Genomic DNA, 16,743 nt, shown 5'->3' on the forward strand with positions numbered 1-16,743 from the left:
ACGGGGGTGGTTACGCTCAGGCGACCGAGACCTGGATGCGGTGCCAGCCCTGGGCGCCGTCGGGCACGACGTCCGCCGGATCGGACGTCTGGGTCTCTCCGTCGGCGCTGATCGCCCGGCACTCGATCGTGTGCGCGCCGCTCTCCGCCGTCCAGGGCAGACGCCACTGCACCCATGTGTCGGCCGAGATCGCGGTCGCGAGCTCCGCACGACGCCATGGCCCCTCGTCGACCCGCACCTCGACCCCGTCGACTCCCACATGCTGCTGCCACGCCATTCCGGCGATCACGGCGTCGCCGGCGTCGATGCGCTGACCCGGGCGCGGCACGTCGATTCGCGACTGCAGCTTGACGGGCCCGCGTTCCGACCATCCGCGGTCGGTCCAGTACGCGGATGCCTGATCGAACCGGGTGACCTGCAGTTCGGTCACCCACTTCGTCGCCGACACGTACCCGTAGAGCCCCGGTACCACCATGCGCACCGGGAATCCGTGCTCGATCGGCAGCGGGTCACCGTTCATCCCCACGGCGAGCAGGGCGTCGCGGTCGTCGGTGAGCGCCTCGATCGGCGTCGAGGCGGTGAATCCGTCGGACGACCGGGAGAGCACCATGTCGGCATCCGAATCGACCCCCGCTCGGGCGAGGAGCTCGCGGATCGGGTGTCCGAGCCAGCGGGCGTTGCCGATCAGATCGCCGCCGACCTCGTTCGAGACGCACGCGAGTGTCACGTGCGTCTCCGTCATCGGCAGGGTCAACAGCTCGTCCCACGTGATCACGACCTCGCGCTCGACCATCCCGTGGATGCGCAGCGACCAGTCGGCCGGGTCGATCCTCGGCACGATGAGCGCGGTGTCGATGCGGTAGAACTCGGTGTTCGGGGTGACGACGGAGGCGAGTCCGGGGATGTCGAGCTCGGCCGCGGCCGGTACCGCCGGGGCGGCGGTGATCGGAGCGGGCAGGCGAAGCATCGTGCGCACCGCCTCGATCGACCTGGTCGCGCCGCGAGCGACGTTGCCGATCGCGAGTGCCGCGAGTCCCGTGGCGGCGACGCCGACCGTCCACAGCAGGAAGCGTCTGCGCTCCTCGTGCTCGGCGCGAAGATACGGAACCGGATGCACCGTGCGCATGAGGAGCCTCAGCGCGACCACCGCCGCGACGCCGGCGACGAGACCGGGCAGCCAGGCGAAAGGCCCCGCGCCGGGGCGGATCATCGCGGCCACCAGGGCGAGCACGCCGAGCGCGCCGAGGATGGCGGAGCCCACCCCCGCCCGGCGGGACTCGAGGATGCCGGCGAGCGCCGCGACGCCCACGAGCACGATCGCGATGCCGGTGATGAGCGCGACCTTGTCACCGGTGCCGAAGAGGGCGATCGCGGCATCCTTCGCCCAGCTCGGGGCGAGGTCGATCAGACCGCTGCCGATCACGGCGAACGGACTCGCGCTCGGTTCGACGACCGCCGCGACGAGCTCCGCCAGGCCGACCGCGACGACCGCCGCGCTCAGCCCGGCGGCCGCCGATCGGAGCCTGTCACCGCGCGTCGTACGGGTTGCATGGCTCATGATCCGAGGGTAACCCCGGGGCAGAGCCCCGGGGTCGTCCAGCTCAGAGCCCGTTACGACGTGCGACCTCGCCGAGCCACGCGAGCGAGGGCTTCGGGGAGCGCTCGAACGTCTCGTGGTCGAAGCCGATCAGACCGAACGTCGGACGGAATCCGCTGGCCCACTCGTAGTTGTCGAGCGCGCTCCAGTGCTGGTACGCCTTCACCTCGATGCCGTCGGAGATCGCGCGGTGCAGTCCCTCGAGGGCACCCTGCGTGTAGGCGATGCGGCGCGTGTCGTCGCCGGTCGCGATGCCGTTCTCGGTCACGAGCACGGGCACGCCGCCGCTGCGCTCCCAGGCGCTGCGTACGCCCATCTCGAGCGCCTCGGGGAAGAACTCCCAGCCGGTGAGGGTGGTCTCGACGTCGTCGGCGACCGGCCGCGGGCCCTCCGGCCCGATGAAGGTGCGCGTGTACGCCTGCACTCCGACGAAGTCGTCGCCGGCCGACTGGTCGAGATACCAGTGATCGCGAGGGTCGCCGTACTCGGCGAGCATCTCGTCGGCCCCGGGCTCGCCCGTGGAGTGGAAGGCCTGCGTCGCGATCGTCCATCCGGCCTGCACTCCCGAGACGGAGTGCAGGATCTCGGAGGCGCGGTGGTGCGCATCGAGCAGCGTGTCCGCGACGGCGAGGTCGGGGTTCGGCAGCCCGAACGCGACGAGGTTGGCCGCATCCTCTCCCCCGGCGAGCATCGCCGCGATGTTCGGTTCGTTGATCGTGCAGACGTACGTCACACCCTCGAGGATCGGGAGCACTGTCTCGACATAGCGCGAGAACAGGTCGACCGCGTCATCCGCACGCCAGAAGCCGTCCTTCTGGAACCACTGCGGCACCGTGAAGTGCATCAGCGTCACCGTGGGGTCGAGTCCGTTCTCACGCGCCGTGTCGATCATGCGGCGGTAGTGGTCCAGCATCGCGCGAGACACGAAGCCACGCTCCGGCTCGATGCGGGCCCACTCCATCGAGAAGCGGTACGAGTTCAGACCGGCATCAGCCAGCAGACGCATGTCCTCCGGGTACCGGTGGAAGTGGTCGGCGGCGTCGCCCGAGGGCTCGACCATCGGCGAGCCCGGAGCATGCTCCATGGCCCACCAGTTGCTGGTCGTGTTGTTCCCCTCCACCTGATGGGCTGCGGTCGCAGCTCCCCAGAGAAAGCCGTCAGGGAATGTGAGCACGAGTGCTCCTTTCGTCTTGCGATGGGTCTTCGGTCAGCGCTCGGCGCGTGCCGGATTCGGCACGGCGTCGAGCAGCTGCACGGTGTACTCGTCCTCCGGATGCTGAAGCACCTGAGAGGTCTCGCCGCGTTCGACGACGCGACCGCTGTTGAGCACGAGGATGTTCTCGGTGACGAGGCGCGCGCTGAGCAGATCGTGGGTGATGTAGAGCATGCTGATGCCCCACCTCTCGCGCAGATCCTCGAGCAGGGCGAGCACACCGGCACGCAGAGACACGTCGAGCATCGACACGGGCTCGTCGGCGATCAGCACCTGCGGATCGCTCGCGAGCGCCCGGGCGATGACCACGCGCTGACGCTGTCCACCCGACAGCTGATGCGGCAGCTTGGCAGCGAACTGCTCCACGGGCGTCAGGCCCACCGTCTCGAGGAGTTCGAGCACGCGGGCCCTCGCCTCCTCGCCTCGGAGCGGCGTGTAGTTGCGGATCGGCCGGCTGAGCGCGTACTCCACCGTGTGCAGCGGGTTCAGCGCCGCATACGGGTCCTGGAACACCATCTGCACGTCCTTGCGCAGGTCGCGCAGACCCTTGCGTCTCAGGGTCGCGACGTCGACGTCTCCGAAGCGCACGGTGCCCTCGGTCGGCTTCTCGACTCCGGTGATGAGCTTCGCGATCGTCGACTTTCCCGATCCGGAGGCCCCGACGAGAGCCAGTGCCTCACCGGGTTCGAGCCGGAAGGACACATCGTCGACGGCGGTCACCGGCTTCTCCCCGCGACGGGGGGCCGGGTAGCGCTTCGACACCCCCTCGACCACGATCGCGGCATCGGCCCGTCGGGTGTCGCGCTGCGACACCGTGGGAAGGGTCTCGGTGAGGTCGGTGCGCGAGTGTCCCTCGCGGCGCCGGGTGCCGAGGTCGACGAACCCGGGGATCGAGATCGACTCGGCCCGTGGATCGGCGTAGTGGCTCAACAGCATCCGGGTGTACTCGTCCTGCGGACGGTGCAGGATGTCGAGGCTCGGCGCGTCTTCGACGATCCGCCCCTCATGCATCACCATCACGCGGTCGGTCGCCTCGAGCACGATGCCCAGGTCGTGGCTGATGAGGATCGCGGTGAAGTGCTCGGAGCGCTGCAGATCCTTGATCGTGTCCATCACGGCGTGCTGCACGAGCACGTCGAGAGCGGTCGTCGGCTCGTCGAACACCATCAGCTGCGGCTCGAGCGACAGAGCGAGCGCGATCGAGGCGCGCTGGCGCATACCGCCCGAGAGCTCGCCCGGGTAACGGGAGAGCACCACGGGGTCGAGCCCGACCTTGCCGACGAGCTCGCGCGCCCTGGCATCCCGACTCTCGCGGGCGACGTGCCCGTGAGCCGCGAAGATGTCCTGGAAGTGGTTGCCGATCGTGCGGACAGGGTTCAGCGCGTTCATGCCCGACTGCAGCACCATCGCGAACCCGCCCTGACGCTGGCGGCGCAGCTCCTCGGCGTTCAGCTCGCGGATGTCGTGACCGTCGAAGAGGATCCGTCCTCCGCTGATCCGGGCCGGCGGCTTCTGCAGTCGTGTCAGCGCGAAGCCGAGCGTCGACTTGCCCGAGCCCGACTCGCCGACGAGTCCGACGAACTCGCCGCGACGCAGTGTGAACGAGACGTTCTCGACCGCGGTGACCGGCTTCGTGCCCGGCGACGCGTACTCGACGGACAGACCCTGGACATCCAGCAGCACGTCGTCCGTGGGAGTGTTCGCTTCCATGGCGCTCATCGTCCCTTCCCCTCTCGCAGGCGCGGATTGGAGATGCCGTCCACGCCGAAGTTGATCAGTGTCAGGCTCAGAGCGAGCAGGGCGATGCAGAGACCGGGGGCGAACAGCAGCAGCCACTGCCCGGTGAGCAGCGAGTTGGAGTTCTGCGCCCAGTAGAGCATGGTGCCCCAGCTGACGATGCTCGAGTCACCGAGACCGAGGAACTCGAGGCCTGCCTCGGCGAGGATCGCCGCGGTCGCCGCCCCGAAGAGCGTGCCCGCGATGATCGACGTCATGTTCGGCAGGATCTCGCGGAACACGATGCGCGCCCGGCTGTCGCCCGAGAACTGCGCCGAGGTGACGAAGTCGTTGCCCCGGAGCGACTGGGTCTGGCTGCGCAGCACACGCGCGCCCCACGCCCAGCCGGTGACGACGATCACCGCGATGATCATCAGGATGCCGCCGTTCTGCAGGTAGGCGGCGATCACGATCATCAGGGGAAGGCCCGGGATCACGAGGAAGAGGTTGACGATGAAGCCGACCACCTCTCCCGCGAAGCCGCGCATGTAGCCCCAGCTGAGTCCGATCAGCACCGCGACGATCGTCGAGAGAAGACCGGCGGCCATGCCGACCAGCAGGCTGATCTGCGAACCGTAGATCAGCTGACTCAGGACGTCTTCGCCCGCGGCCGTGGTGCCGAGCCAGTGCGCGGCCGACGCGTCGGCGTTGCGCTCGAACGAGTTGTCCTTCGGGCCGTAGGGCGCGATCAGCGGAGCGAACACCGCGACGAGCACGAACAGACCGAGGATGACGAGGCCCAGGCGGGCCTTGCCGTTGGACCAGAGCGTGCCCACCATCCGGGCGAACGAACGCCACGGGCTGGGAGCCGCGATCCGGTCGGAGGGAACCTTGACATTCATGGTGGAGGTCATCGGCGGGTCCTTGGATCCAGCACGCCGTACAGGATGTCGACGAGGAAGTTGGCGACGAGCACGCTCACGGTGATCATCAGGAAGAGCGCCTGCATGAGCGGGTAGTCCTGCCCGATCACGGCGTTGAAGAGCAGATATCCGATGCCGGGATACCCGAACACCTGCTCCACGAGGATCGATCCGCCGACCACGCCACCGAGCGTGAGCCCGAAGCCGGTGAGGTTCGGCAGGATCGCATTGCGTGCGGCGTAGCGGAGGGCGATCGTGCGACCGTGCAGGCCGTTCGCCTCGGCGAAGGTCACGTAGTCGTCACCCAGCGTGTTGATCATCGCGTTGCGCATGCCGATGATCCATCCGCCGAGCGACGTCAACAGGATCGTCACTGCCGGGAGGATCGCATGCTGCACGAGGTCGATGAAGAAGTCCCAGGTGAAGCCCGGCGTAGTGGTCGCCGAGTAGGCGCCCGTCGTCGGGAACCAGTGCAGCACGTACCCGAAGAAGAACAGCAGCAGCAGCGCTGTCCAGAAGTACGGGAAGGTGCTGAGGAACGAGCCGGTCAGCGTCGGCAGCGAGTCCAACCACGTGCCACGGCGCCAGGCCGCGGCGGTGCCGATCAGCGTGCCGATCACGAACGCGAGGATCGTGACGATGCCGACCAGGCCGATCGTGTAGGGCAGCGCGGTCGAGACCATGCTCGACACGGTCTGCGGGTAGAACGTGTACGAGACGCCGAAGTCGAGTCGGGCGACCTGACCGAGGTAGGCCACGTACTGGTCCCAGATCGACCCGGTGGGAACACCGAGCTGAGCCTCGATCGCGGCGCGCGTCGCGTCTGACACGGGTCCGTTCTGCGAGAGCTTCGCGATCGCGGCGTCGGCCGGCGAACCGGGCATGAGGCGCGGAAGGAAGAAGTTCAGCGTGACGGCCGCCCACAGCGTGAGGACGAACAGTCCGACCTTCTGGAGGACGTACTTCATCGGTCATCCTCCTTCACGCGCTCGAGCCGGGTGAAGATGCCCAGCGGTGCCGAGTCGTAGTTCTGCGGGATCATGTACGGGTCGTCCTCTGTGGGCCATCCGGTGAACTTGGAGTCGTTGAACAGGCCCCAGATCCCGCCGTAGTAGAGGCCGATGACGGGCATCTCGTCGTAGACGATGCCCTGCAGCTCCTGCACGATCTCTGCCTGGCGTGCGGTGTCGACCGTCTCGCGGTACTCCTTGAGCAGCGCGTCCGCCTCGTCCGAGCGGTACCGCTCGAAGTTGTTCGCGGTCGCTTCGCCGGAGGGCACGTAGAACTCGCTCGAGAGCAGGTTGTTGTAGGCCTGGTAGACGTCGCCGTTGCCCATGCCGCCGATGGCCATCTCGAAGTCGCCGTTGCTGATGGCGCTCTGGTAGCCGGCCGGCTGCGGGAGCTTGAGCGTCACCTTGACGCCGACCTTCGCCAGCTGGCTCTGCACGGTCTGCGCCGCGCGGGTCCAGTCGGAGAATCCGTTGGCCGTGGTCAGCGCGAACTCGAGCTGCTTGCCGTCTGGGCCGACGAGTCGGTCGCCGTCGAGGGTGTAACCCGCTTCGGCGAACGCGTCGAGTGCAGCATCCGTGTCCTGGGTGATCATGCCCCCATCGGGGATGCTCGGATCCAGGTACTCCTCCTGGTTGGGGAGGACGAGACCGGTCTGCCCGGCCGGCTGCATGTAGCCCTCCGAGGCGGTCTCGGCGATCTCCTCGCGGTCGAGCGAGAGCGCGATGCCTCGGCGCACGTTCACGTCGTCGAACGGCGCGACCTCGAGGTTCGGCATCAGCGCGATCACGCCACCGGGCGGGAACCACCAGGCATTGTGCTCGCTGGCTGCACCCCACGTGCCCTCGACATCGGAGATGAAGGAGTAGGCCCAGTCGTAGCCGCGCGTGACGGTGTCGAGCTGGGAGTTCGTGGACGGCAGGATGATGTGCTCGATCTCGATCTTGTCGGCCTGCCAGTAGTCGGGGTTCTTGTCGACCGAGTACTGCTGGTCGTTGTAGTTGCCGAGCACGAACGGGCCCGTGCCGACCGGGTTCTCGTTGCGGTAGGTCCCGGGGTCCTTGACGTCGGCCCAGAGGTGCTCGGGGACGATCATGGTCTGGCCGAGGATCGGCAGCGAGGGGGCGTCGTCCGTCTGCAGGTGCATGATGACGTCGTTCCCGTCGGTCTCGACCGTCTCGAGGTGCTGCCAGGCACCCTTGATGTCGAGCGAGGGGTTGTCCTTGAGCAGCTGGAACGTGAACGCCACGTCATCGGGCGTCAGCTTCTCGCCGTCGCTCCACTCGACGTCATCGCGGATCGTCATCACGATCGTGCGGGCGTCGGGCTGCGACCATTCGCTCGCCAGCCACGGGTTCTGGGTTCCGTCGAGCGGGTTCACCAGGATCAGCGGCTCGTAGATCCATCGCGACGCGGTGCGCGTGTTGGTCAGATACGGGTTGAAGTTCCGCGTGAAGAACGGGTTCCCCTTGTCCGCATTGATGAGCATCGTGTCGTCGCCGATCGACGGATCGGGCTGCGAACTGATCTGGATGCTGCAACCGCTGAGCACGACGGCTGCTGCCGCCAGTCCCACGATCGCGGCTCTCCGCCAGCGTCGGAGCATGTGCGTCTTCGCCACACTGCCACCTCATGTCGTCTGTGTCATGAAGGGGGTCCCACGAGTCGGGGGCACCCCGCGGCCGAAGCCGCATGAGTGATTGTAAGCGCATACATTCGGGAGATGCAAGGCGTTGCGCGCTGGGAGCGGTACCAAACTCCCGGCTACTCGGCGTTCGTCCGCAGAGAGCGGGTCATGCTCTGGAGCGCCCGGAACGCCGCCGACTGCTCGGCATCCGTCATGCCCGACAGCATCCTGACCTCGACGGATCGCACCGCGGCCGTCGCCGCCGCCAGACTCTTCCGACCCCGCGGGGTGAGCGTCGTCGGGAGGGCCTTGCCAGCCGGAGGCTCGGCGGGCCTCGTGACGAAGCCGTCGCGCTCGAGCCCCTGCAGCAGAACGTTCATCGACTGCCTCGTGACGAACGCACCACGGGCCAGCTCGGAGTTCGACAGGCCGGGCCGCTGGGCGAGCAGCTCGAGACAGGAGTAGTGCGTGATGGTCATCCCGAGCGGACGCAGTACCTCCTCCATCGCCGCACGGAGAGCGCTCGCGGCCTCCTTCAGCAGATATCCGAGAGATGTGTCCAGGTCGATGCCCGCACCGTCTTGACTCATGTCAGTAGTCTGACATAGATTGGTGCATGTCAGATAACTGACACGAAGACGAAAAGAGCGTCACTATGCCCGTCACCGGCCCCGACTTCATCTCCCTCCAGACCCGCGACCTCGCCGCGTCCCAGGCGTTCTACGAGAAGTACCTCGGCCTGGTCCGCTCCCAGGCGGGACCCCCGCACGCCGTGGTCTTCGAGACGTCGCCGATCGCCTTCGCACTGCGCGACATCGCCCCGGGGACCGACCTCGAGGGGGTCGATCAGCCCGGGATCGGTGCCGCGATCTGGTTGCACGCCACCGACGTGCAGGAGATCCATGACGCTCTCTCCGCCGACGGACACACGATCGTGGCGGACCCGATCGACGGCCCGTTCGGTCGCACCTTCACGTTCGCCGACCCTGACGGCTACCGCATCACGCTGCACGACCGCGCCTGAACGGGCGGTGCCGAACTCTCGACTACCCGGGGCGCTGCGAGCTCTCGCGGACGAGGATCTGCAACGGCAGACGCACGGTCATCGGATCGGCATCCGGCTGCTCGAGGCGCCGTGCGAGCAGCTGCACGGCGGCACGACCGAGGTCGATCATCGGCTGGCGAACGGTCGTCAGAGCAGGCCGTGACAGCGCGGCCGCCTCGAGGCCGTCGAAGCCGGTGACCCTCACGTCGTCGGGCACGCGGATACCCGCCGAGTGGAACGCGTCGATCGCCCCGAGAGCCATCTGGTCGTTCGCCGCGACCAGCACCGACGGCGCCCCGCGGGAGATGAGCTGTTCGGCGGCGGCCTGACCCGATGCGCGGGTGAAGTCCCCGCGGAGCACCGTCACGTCGTCGATCGAGAGCCCCGCCTCGGCGACGGCGGCAGCGAAGCCCTCCCACCGCTGTGCGCCGTCGGGAGAGTCCGCGGGGCCGCCGAGGAAGGCGATGCCCCCTGGGTCGGCCTGCGCGAGCACGAGACGGGTCAGCTCGGTCATCGCCTCGGCGTTGTTGACCGTCACGTGGTCGTAGGTGTCGCCGCGTGCCGGCCCCGAGAGCACGACCACGGGGATCCGCTGAGCGAGTCGGGCGAGCACGTCATCCGGCACACTCTGCGCGAGCACCATCAGCCCGTCGACACGACCGGCGATGTCGCGCACCGTCTCACGGGCGGGATCACCTCGTCCGACGCCGATCATCAGCACGAAGCCCTGCTTCCAGGCCTCGAGTTCGGCACCGCGCAGCACCTCGTCGAGGAACAGCATGGTCGGATGCGGTGCATCCGCGTCGTCCGATGCCTGCTCGACCGTGAACGGCGGCGCGTCGGCCTGCCCCTCTGCGAGGACGTCGAGCACCGGGGCGTCCTCCGACGCGTCGAACCCCGGGAAGTAGAGGCCCAGCACTCCGGTGCGGCGTTCGGCCAGGCCGCGAGCGCTGCCGCTGGGCACGTACCCGAGTTCCGAGACGGAGTCGAGCACCCGTTCGCGGGTGGCGGGGCGCACGGCATCCGGCTGCCTCAGCACGCGTGAGACCGTGGCGATCGACACTCCGGCGCGCTCCGCGACGTCGTAGACGGTCGCCTTCTTGCTCACGCTCGGTCCTCCTCCGGTTGCGTGTGCACCAGGGTACCCGCCGCCGCGCGGGCGATGAGCGAGCCATGAGGGCGGGCGCTGATCTCGCCGGACTCCCGGCCGCGCGTCTCGCTCGACACCACCTCGAAGCCGGCAGCGGCGAGGACCGCGGCGAGCGCCTCGGCGGACCAGAAGTACGCAGGCGCGACAGCGTGCGAGAACGGCTCGCGCGGCTCTCCGTCGAAGAACCCGATGAGGATGCTGCCGCCGGGGGCGAGCACACGGGCGAACTCGTCGAGGATCCCGGGTATGTCGTCGGGCGGGGTGTGGATCAGCGAGTACCAGGCGAGGATGCCGCCGACCGACCCTGCCTCGAACGGCAGGTCGCGGAACGAACCGAGGTCGAACCGGATGCCGGGATGGCCGGCGCGCGCGGTCGCGATGAACTCCGCCGAGAGGTCTATCCCCTGCACTGCGCGCCCATCGGGCGACAGGAACTCCGTCCAATGCCCGGGGCCGCATCCCGCATCCAACAACAGGCCCGGTGTGCGGTCACGCCAAGCGGCGATGACGACCGCATCCCGCGCATCCATCTGTTCGATCGAGCCGGCCACCGCGACGTACTCCATCGCCCGCGCGTCGTACGCGGCCGCGATGTCGGCATCGGCCTCGGCCATCATCAGCTGTGAGCCGTCACGAGCTGCGGGCCGCGAGTGCTGCCTGGTAGAGGTCGCGGGACGACAGGCCGGTGGCCGCAGCGACCTCGGCGCACGCCTCCTTCAGACGCACTCCGGATGCCACGAGCCGCTGCACCTGCGCCAGCGCGTCGTCCGCCGACGCCTCGCGATGGGGCGCGCCCTCGACCACGACCACGATCTCGCCCTTGACCCCCGCTGTCGCCCACTCGACGAGCTCGGCCGACGTGCCGCGGCGCACCTCTTCGTAGAACTTGGTGAGCTCGCGGCACACCGCGATGCGGCGGTCGTCACCGAAGGCCGCCCCCATGTCGGCGAGCGACGAGGCGAGGCGCGCGGGCGATTCGAAGAAGACCATGGTGCGGGGCTCTGCGGCGAGCGCGCGCAGGGTCGAGCGCCGCTCCCCGGGCTTTCGCGGAAGGAACCCCTCGAAGGTGAAGCGGTCCGTCGGCAATCCCGAGATCGACAGCGCCATCAGCACGGCACTGGGCCCCGGGATCGCCGTCACCGTCACGCCCTGCGCGACGGCCTCGGCGACGAGCGCATAGCCCGGATCGCTGATCGCCGGCATCCCGGCATCGCTGACCACGACGACATCGGTCTCGACGGCGAGCGCCGCGAGCTCGGCGGCCTTCTGCTTCTCGTTGTGGTCGTGCAGCGCGATCAGCCGCGGCCGATTGGTGATCTGCAGCGCCTGCAGCAGCCGTCCGGTGGTGCGTGTGTCCTCCGCGACGACGACCTCGGCGTTCTCCAGCACTTCGACGAGGCGACGCGAGACATCCCCGAGGTTTCCGATCGGTGTTGCGGCGAGGATGATCACCCGCCCAGCTTAGGCGGGACCTCAGGGGCGGGTTGTCTAGGCTGGAGCGGTGACCGCGCCCGTGCCCCTGCTGCCTCCTCCCGAGGAGCGACTGACGCGCTACGGGCAGCTGCGCGACCGCATCCTGCAGGACCACGACTGGGGACGGATGCTGCGCTGGTTCGCACCCCTCGTCGTGACCGCTCTGGCCGCGGTGCTGCGCCTGGTCAACCTCGGGCATCCGCACCAGCTCGCGTTCGACGAGACGTACTACGTCAAGGACGCGTGGTCGCTGTGGACCCTGGGGTATGAGGGCACCTGGGGCAAGGACGCCAATGAGGCGTTCATCACCCTGCAGGAGCTGCCGCTGTCGGATGTGGGCTCGTTCATCGTGCATCCGCCCCTCGGCAAATGGCTGATCGCTCTCGGCATGGCCGTCGGCGGACCCGACAACACCGTCGGGTGGCGGATCGCCGTCGCGCTGCTCGGCACCGCGACCGTGCTGCTCGTCTATCTGGTCGCCCGCCGCCTGACCGGATCGATCGTCGTCGCCACCGTCGCCGGAACCCTGCTCGCGATCGACGGCCTCAGCATCGTGATGAGCCGCACCGCCCTGCTCGACGGTCCGCTGACGTTCTTCCTGATGCTCGGAGCACTGTTCATCCTGTACGACCGCGACCGGGTGATCCCGGTGCTCGAACGGGCAGATCCCGACTCTCCCGACCCCCTGTGGGGGCCGGTGCTGTGGCGCCGCCCGTGGCTGATCGCCGCAGGCCTCGCTCTCGGCGCAGCCTGCGCCGTGAAGTGGTCCGGCCTCTACGCCCTCGCGGCCTTCGGGCTCTACGTCGTGGTCACGGATGCTCTCGCGAGGCGCCGCGCCGGAGTGGTGCTGTGGCCGACCGCTGCGGCGTTCCGCCAGGGCCCGGTGTCGTTCGTCCTGCTCGTGTTCCCCGCGCTCGGGGTGTATCTCGCCAGCTGGACGGGATGGCTGGTGACCTCGGGCGGATATGCGCGCCAGAGCGACCCGAATCCGCTGATCGCGCTGTGGAACTACCACGAGGCGATCCTGAACTTCCACGTCGGGCTCATCAAGGGCCACCCGTATGCGAGCCCCGCCTGGGAGTGGCCGTTCCTGCTGCGCCCCACCGCGGTGTGGGTGGGATCCGACCCCGGGCCCTGCGGCGTCGACCACTGCATCGCCGTGATCTCGACGATCCCGAACCCGATCATCTGGTACGCCGGAGTCGCGGCAGCCGTCTACCTGATCTACCGGCTCGTGCGGGGCTGGATCGACCGGACGCCGGTCGGACCGGCGCTCACGTTCCCCCTGGTCGGGCTCGCGGCGACCTACGTGCCCTGGCTGCTGTTCCCCGAGCGCACGATCTTCCAGTTCTACACGGTGGCGATGGCGCCGTTCCTCGTGATCGGACTCGCCGTCGTGTTGCGTCAGATCGCCGGGCGGCGGGAGGATCCCCTGCATCGACGGCAGTCCGGCGAACGCACGGTGTTCATCTTCCTCGCCGTGGTGGTGCTGATCTCCGCCTTCTTCTATCCCGTGTGGACCGGGATGAGCGTTCCCTACGACTTCTGGCTGCTGCACAACTGGATGCCGGGCTGGATCTGAGGCGTCCGTCGACACCGCAGCCGCGGCTTCAGTCGACGTCTCCCGCGACGTGCTCGACCAGCGGCAGCACCCGACCCGACAGGTGAGTGCGCATCGCGATCGACGACGCCGTGCGTGAGACGCCCGGCACGAGGGCGACGCGGTCGAGCACCTCCTGCAGCTGCGTCGCGTCGCGGGCGACCAGCCGCAGCTGCATGTCGCTCGCCCCGGTCACGGTGTGCATGTCGACGATCTCGGGCACCGCGTCGGCGAGCGCGGAGGCGACATCGTCATGACCGACCTTCTGGTCGATCTCGACGAGACAGAACGCCACGACGCCGTACCCGAAGCCCGCAGGGTCGACCCGCGGCACGATCGCTTCGATCACCCCGCCCTCATGCAGACGGGCGAGACGGCTGGTCGCCGTGCCGCGGGCGATGCCGAGTCGGCGCGCGCACTCCAGGATCGGCAGCTGCGGCGACTCCGTGAGCATCCGGATGAGCTCGGCGTCGAGGCGATCGATGCGCATGATCAGTCCTCGACCGCTCCCCCGCGCTCCCTGGCGACGCCGGGTCGCGAGACGTCGCGCGTGAGGCGGGCGACGACCAGCAGGACGACGGTGAGCCCGATGGTGAGCAGCAGCTGCACGCGTGCGGCCTCGTCGACCATCGTGAGCGCGATGACGCCGGCGAGCAGCGCCAGGCACAGCCACGACAGCCAGGGGAAGCCCCACATGCGCATCGGCATCCGCTCGCCCGTGCGATCGGCACGGCGGCGGAGGATGATCTGCGACACCGCGGTCGCCGTCCAGATGACCAGCAGCGTCGACCCGACGACGTTGAGGAGCGCCGGGAGCACCACGTCGGGGAACGCCCAGTTGAGTCCCACCGTGATGAACCCGAACGCGACGGAGGCGAGCACGGCCACGACGGGCACGCCGTTGCGGGTGGTGCGGGTCGCCGCGAGCGGAGCGAGACCGCGTTCGCCGAGCGAGTAGGCCATGCGCGACGCTCCGTAGATGTTCGCGTTCATGGCCGACAGCAGTGCGATCACGACGATGACGTCCATCACGAGGCCGACGCCGGGCAGCTGCAGCGTGTCGAGCACGGCGGAGAAGGGACCGTCCTTGACGGCCGGGTCGTTCCACGGCAGCACCGACACGATCACGAAGATCGAGCCGACGTAGAAGATCAGGATGCGCACGAGAACCTCGCGCACGATGCGGCGGATGTTGCGAGCGGGGTCGTCGGACTCCGCGGCCGCGATCGCCACGACCTCGGTGCCTCCGAACGCGAAGACCACGATCAGGAGGGCGGCCGCGATACCGGTCATGCCGTTCGGGGCGAAGCCTCCGTTGTCGACGAGGTTGCCGATACCGGTGGCGGGCACCCCGGGGATGAAGCCGACGATGGCGCACACCCCGACGACGAGGAACACGATGATCGCGGCGACCTTGATCGCGGCGAACCAGAACTCGAACGTGCCGTAGTTGCGCACACCGAACAGGTTCACGGCCGTCAGCGCCACGACGAAGACGAGCACCCACACCCACGCGGGGATGCCGGGGATCCAGGCCGAGACGATGCCACCGGCTCCCGTGGCCTCCGCCGCGATCACGACGACCAGCTGGATCCAGTAGAGCCAGCCGACCGCGCTGCCGGCGCTGCGTCCCATCGCCTTCTGCGCGTACGAACTGAACGCCCCCGAGCTCGGTCGGGCGGCGACCATCTCGGCGAGCATCGCCATGACCAGCACCACGATGCCGCCGGCGACGAGGTACGAGATGAGCACGGCGGGACCGGCGATGCTGATCGCCTGCCCCGAGCCCACGAAGAGACCCGCGCCGATCGCGCCGCCGAGCCCCATCATCGAGATCTGGCGACGGGTCAGCCCCGGATGCAGCCCCTTGGTCGTCGTCGTGGTGGTGGGGACCTCGGTCATGCGCGTGCCTCCTGCGGAGCGGTCTGGGTGGAGAGCGCGGACTGCACGCGGTCGATGTCTTCGGCGGATCCTGCGGAGATGCGCACGCCCTCACCGGGGAAGGCCCGCGTGATCACGCCGCCCTCACGCAGCAGGAGCTCGAGTTCGTCGGTGCGATCACCGGCCGGCACCCATACGAAGTTCGCCTGGGACGCGACGGCGGGCCACCCCGCCGTGACGAGCAGCGAGTGGAGTCGGTCGCGCTGCACGACGACCTCGTCGATGCGCACGGCGAGCTCGCCCTCGGCGTCGAGCGAGGCGAGGGCGGCCGTCTGCGCGAGGTCGGTCACGCCGAACGGCACCGCGACCTTGCGCTGGTTCTCGGCGATCTCCACGGGCGCGAGCGCGTACCCGATGCGCAGCCCCGCGAGGCCGTACGCCTTCGAGAAGGTGTGCAGCACGGCGACGTGCGGATGCCGGTGGAACAGCTCGACACCCGCGCCGTACGACTCGGTGCGATCGAAGTGCACGTAGGCCTCGTCGATGACGACGAGCACATCGCGCGGCACTGCGGCCACGAAAGCCTCGAGCTCTGCGGCCCCGACGACCGTCCCGGTCGGATTGTTGGGGTTGCACACGAAGATCAGGCGCGTGCGAGGGGTGATCGCGGCGAGCATCGCGTCGAGGTCGTGCGCGTGGTCGGAGTTCAGCGGCACCGCGACGGGAGTCGCCCCGGCGATGCGCACCAGCGACGGGTACGCCTCGAACGAGCGCCAGGCGAACATCACCTCGTCGCCCTCACCGGCGACCGCATGGATGAGCTGGGACGCGAGCTCGACCGAGCCCGCGCCGACGGTGACGACGGCGGGGTCGACGTCGTAGCGCTCGGCCAGACGCTCGCGGAGTGCCGCGGCGCTCATGTCGGGATAGCGGTGGATCGAGCTGAGCCGCTGCTGCACGGCCTCGACGACGGACGGGAGGGGCGGGTGCGGCGACTCGTTGGACGAGAGCTTCGAGGCGCCGGCCGGGGCGGAGCGCCCCTGGCGGTAGGCAGGCACGGCGTCGAGTCCGGCACGGGTGGGGAGGGGCATTCTCAGAGCATCCTTGCTGTGATCCAGTGGCGCCCCTGGTGGCGGCGCCTGCTGTCGCGCAACACTAGACCGGATATCGGAAGGTGGGCAATCGGTGCAGCATTCGGTGCGCAACGCGCGCAACCGGCGGGGTGGAATCACAGAACCGATGAGCAGACTGCACAGCCTACGCGGCTCCGCGGGCGGTCTACGATCGCAGCATGGGCAGCCCGTCAGGTTTCGAGTTCGCGGTGCGCGGCGACGACGTCGTGATCCGCCACCGCGGGGTCACGGCGACCGTGCTGCGGGGTGCCAAGGCGGCCGAGTTCCTCGCTCAGGTCGAGCGGGGCGATGCGCAGCTGCTGATGGCACGACTGACCGGCGATTACCGCCGTGGGAACGAGCGCACCGCACGGCAGCACCCGCGCAACGCTCGCTGA

General features: G+C 68.9%; 16 protein-coding genes. 3 read left to right on the forward strand and 13 right to left on the reverse strand.

The window, feature by feature from the left end:
• Positions 1-16: 16 nt before the first annotated feature.
• The 7 genes from JOF42_RS14690 to JOF42_RS14720 form a co-directional block, all read right to left on the reverse strand.
• Complete coding sequence (locus JOF42_RS14690) at positions 17-1,558, reverse strand: molybdopterin-dependent oxidoreductase (protein ID WP_210098507.1); 1,542 nt, start codon at positions 1,556-1,558, stop codon at positions 17-19.
• A 43-nt stretch (positions 1,559-1,601) separates the two neighbouring features.
• On the reverse strand, positions 1,602-2,771 hold the full coding sequence (locus tag JOF42_RS14695; RefSeq protein WP_210098508.1) for a glycoside hydrolase family 1 protein: 1,170 nt from the start codon (positions 2,769-2,771) through the stop codon (positions 1,602-1,604).
• A 33-nt stretch (positions 2,772-2,804) separates the two neighbouring features.
• On the reverse strand, positions 2,805-4,520 hold the full coding sequence (locus tag JOF42_RS14700) for an ABC transporter ATP-binding protein (RefSeq protein ID WP_210098509.1): 1,716 nt from the start codon (positions 4,518-4,520) through the stop codon (positions 2,805-2,807).
• A 5-nt stretch (positions 4,521-4,525) separates the two neighbouring features.
• A complete protein-coding gene (locus JOF42_RS14705; RefSeq protein WP_210098510.1) occupies positions 4,526-5,440 on the reverse strand; it encodes an ABC transporter permease in 915 nt (304 codons plus the stop codon).
• The gene (locus JOF42_RS14710; protein ID WP_210098511.1) at positions 5,437-6,417 is read right to left on the reverse strand and encodes an ABC transporter permease; all 981 of its coding nucleotides are present in this window, start codon (positions 6,415-6,417) and stop codon (positions 5,437-5,439) included. Before JOF42_RS14710 ends, JOF42_RS14705 begins: the two co-directional genes overlap by 4 nt.
• Entirely contained in the window at positions 6,414-8,078 is a 1,665-nt protein-coding gene (locus JOF42_RS14715) for an ABC transporter substrate-binding protein (protein ID WP_307803615.1), read from the reverse strand. Before JOF42_RS14715 ends, JOF42_RS14710 begins: the two co-directional genes overlap by 4 nt.
• A 143-nt stretch (positions 8,079-8,221) precedes the next feature.
• A complete protein-coding gene (locus JOF42_RS14720) occupies positions 8,222-8,674 on the reverse strand; it encodes a MarR family winged helix-turn-helix transcriptional regulator (protein ID WP_210098512.1) in 453 nt (150 codons plus the stop codon).
• Positions 8,675-8,739: 65 nt separating this feature from the next.
• On the opposite strand from JOF42_RS14720, the gene JOF42_RS14725 reads away from it, so the two are divergent.
• Entirely contained in the window at positions 8,740-9,108 is a 369-nt protein-coding gene (locus tag JOF42_RS14725; RefSeq protein ID WP_210098513.1) for a VOC family protein, read from the forward strand.
• 22 nt (positions 9,109-9,130) lie between these two features.
• On the opposite strand, the gene JOF42_RS14730 is transcribed toward JOF42_RS14725, so the two are convergent.
• From JOF42_RS14730 to rsmI, 3 genes are read right to left on the reverse strand one after another with little or no spacing between them, the layout of a single operon-like run.
• A complete protein-coding gene (locus JOF42_RS14730; RefSeq protein WP_210098514.1) occupies positions 9,131-10,237 on the reverse strand; it encodes a LacI family DNA-binding transcriptional regulator in 1,107 nt (368 codons plus the stop codon).
• Positions 10,234-10,896, reverse strand: coding sequence for a class I SAM-dependent methyltransferase (locus tag JOF42_RS14735; RefSeq protein ID WP_245340818.1), 663 nt, complete (start codon positions 10,894-10,896; stop codon positions 10,234-10,236). The genes JOF42_RS14730 and JOF42_RS14735 overlap by 4 nt, the downstream gene beginning before the upstream one ends.
• 13 nt (positions 10,897-10,909) lie before the next feature.
• Positions 10,910-11,731 (reverse strand): 16S rRNA (cytidine(1402)-2'-O)-methyltransferase, encoded by an 822-nt coding sequence (gene rsmI, locus JOF42_RS14740; protein WP_210098515.1) that lies wholly within the window; start codon positions 11,729-11,731, stop codon positions 10,910-10,912.
• A gap of 49 nt (positions 11,732-11,780) precedes the next feature.
• On the opposite strand from rsmI, the gene JOF42_RS14745 reads away from it, so the two are divergent.
• A complete protein-coding gene (locus JOF42_RS14745) occupies positions 11,781-13,334 on the forward strand; it encodes a dolichyl-phosphate-mannose--protein mannosyltransferase (protein ID WP_210098516.1) in 1,554 nt (517 codons plus the stop codon).
• A 28-nt stretch (positions 13,335-13,362) separates the two neighbouring features.
• Here the strand turns inward: JOF42_RS14745 and JOF42_RS14750 are convergent, their stop codons facing one another.
• From JOF42_RS14750 to hisC, 3 genes are read right to left on the reverse strand one after another with little or no spacing between them, the layout of a single operon-like run.
• Positions 13,363-13,842: an Lrp/AsnC family transcriptional regulator gene (locus JOF42_RS14750; RefSeq protein ID WP_210098517.1), complete on the reverse strand. Its 480-nt coding sequence runs from the start codon at positions 13,840-13,842 to the stop codon at positions 13,363-13,365.
• Between the two features lie 2 nt (positions 13,843-13,844).
• A complete protein-coding gene (locus JOF42_RS14755) occupies positions 13,845-15,254 on the reverse strand; it encodes an amino acid permease (protein ID WP_210098518.1) in 1,410 nt (469 codons plus the stop codon).
• Entirely contained in the window at positions 15,251-16,324 is a 1,074-nt protein-coding gene (hisC, locus tag JOF42_RS14760) for a histidinol-phosphate transaminase (RefSeq protein WP_210098519.1), read from the reverse strand. Before hisC ends, JOF42_RS14755 begins: the two co-directional genes overlap by 4 nt.
• A 200-nt stretch (positions 16,325-16,524) precedes the next feature.
• On the opposite strand from hisC, the gene JOF42_RS14765 reads away from it, so the two are divergent.
• Positions 16,525-16,743, forward strand: a complete 219-nt coding sequence (locus tag JOF42_RS14765; protein ID WP_210098520.1) for a hypothetical protein — start codon at positions 16,525-16,527, stop codon at positions 16,741-16,743.

The organism is Microbacterium phyllosphaerae, assembly GCF_017876435.1.
Lineage (GTDB): Bacteria > Actinomycetota > Actinomycetes > Actinomycetales > Microbacteriaceae > Microbacterium > Microbacterium phyllosphaerae.

Excerpts from the sequence above, each read along its gene's own strand:
- JOF42_RS14755 (WP_210098518.1), bottom strand. The coding sequence starts at position 15,254 with ATGACCGAGGTCCCCACCACCACGACGACGACCAAGGGGCTGCATCCG.
- JOF42_RS14750 (WP_210098517.1), bottom strand. The coding sequence starts at position 13,842 with ATGCGCATCGATCGCCTCGACGCCGAGCTCATCCGGATGCTCACGGAG.
- JOF42_RS14765 (WP_210098520.1), top strand. The coding sequence starts at position 16,525 with ATGGGCAGCCCGTCAGGTTTCGAGTTCGCGGTGCGCGGCGACGACGTC.
- hisC (WP_210098519.1), bottom strand. The coding sequence starts at position 16,324 with ATGCCCCTCCCCACCCGTGCCGGACTCGACGCCGTGCCTGCCTACCGC.
- JOF42_RS14710 (WP_210098511.1), bottom strand. The coding sequence starts at position 6,417 with ATGAAGTACGTCCTCCAGAAGGTCGGACTGTTCGTCCTCACGCTGTGG.
- JOF42_RS14725 (WP_210098513.1), top strand. The coding sequence starts at position 8,740 with ATGCCCGTCACCGGCCCCGACTTCATCTCCCTCCAGACCCGCGACCTC.
- JOF42_RS14705 (WP_210098510.1), bottom strand. The coding sequence starts at position 5,440 with ATGACCTCCACCATGAATGTCAAGGTTCCCTCCGACCGGATCGCGGCT.
- JOF42_RS14735 (WP_245340818.1), bottom strand. The coding sequence starts at position 10,896 with ATGATGGCCGAGGCCGATGCCGACATCGCGGCCGCGTACGACGCGCGG.
- JOF42_RS14720 (WP_210098512.1), bottom strand. The coding sequence starts at position 8,674 with ATGAGTCAAGACGGTGCGGGCATCGACCTGGACACATCTCTCGGATAT.
- JOF42_RS14690 (WP_210098507.1), bottom strand. The coding sequence starts at position 1,558 with ATGAGCCATGCAACCCGTACGACGCGCGGTGACAGGCTCCGATCGGCG.
- JOF42_RS14700 (WP_210098509.1), bottom strand. The coding sequence starts at position 4,520 with ATGGAAGCGAACACTCCCACGGACGACGTGCTGCTGGATGTCCAGGGT.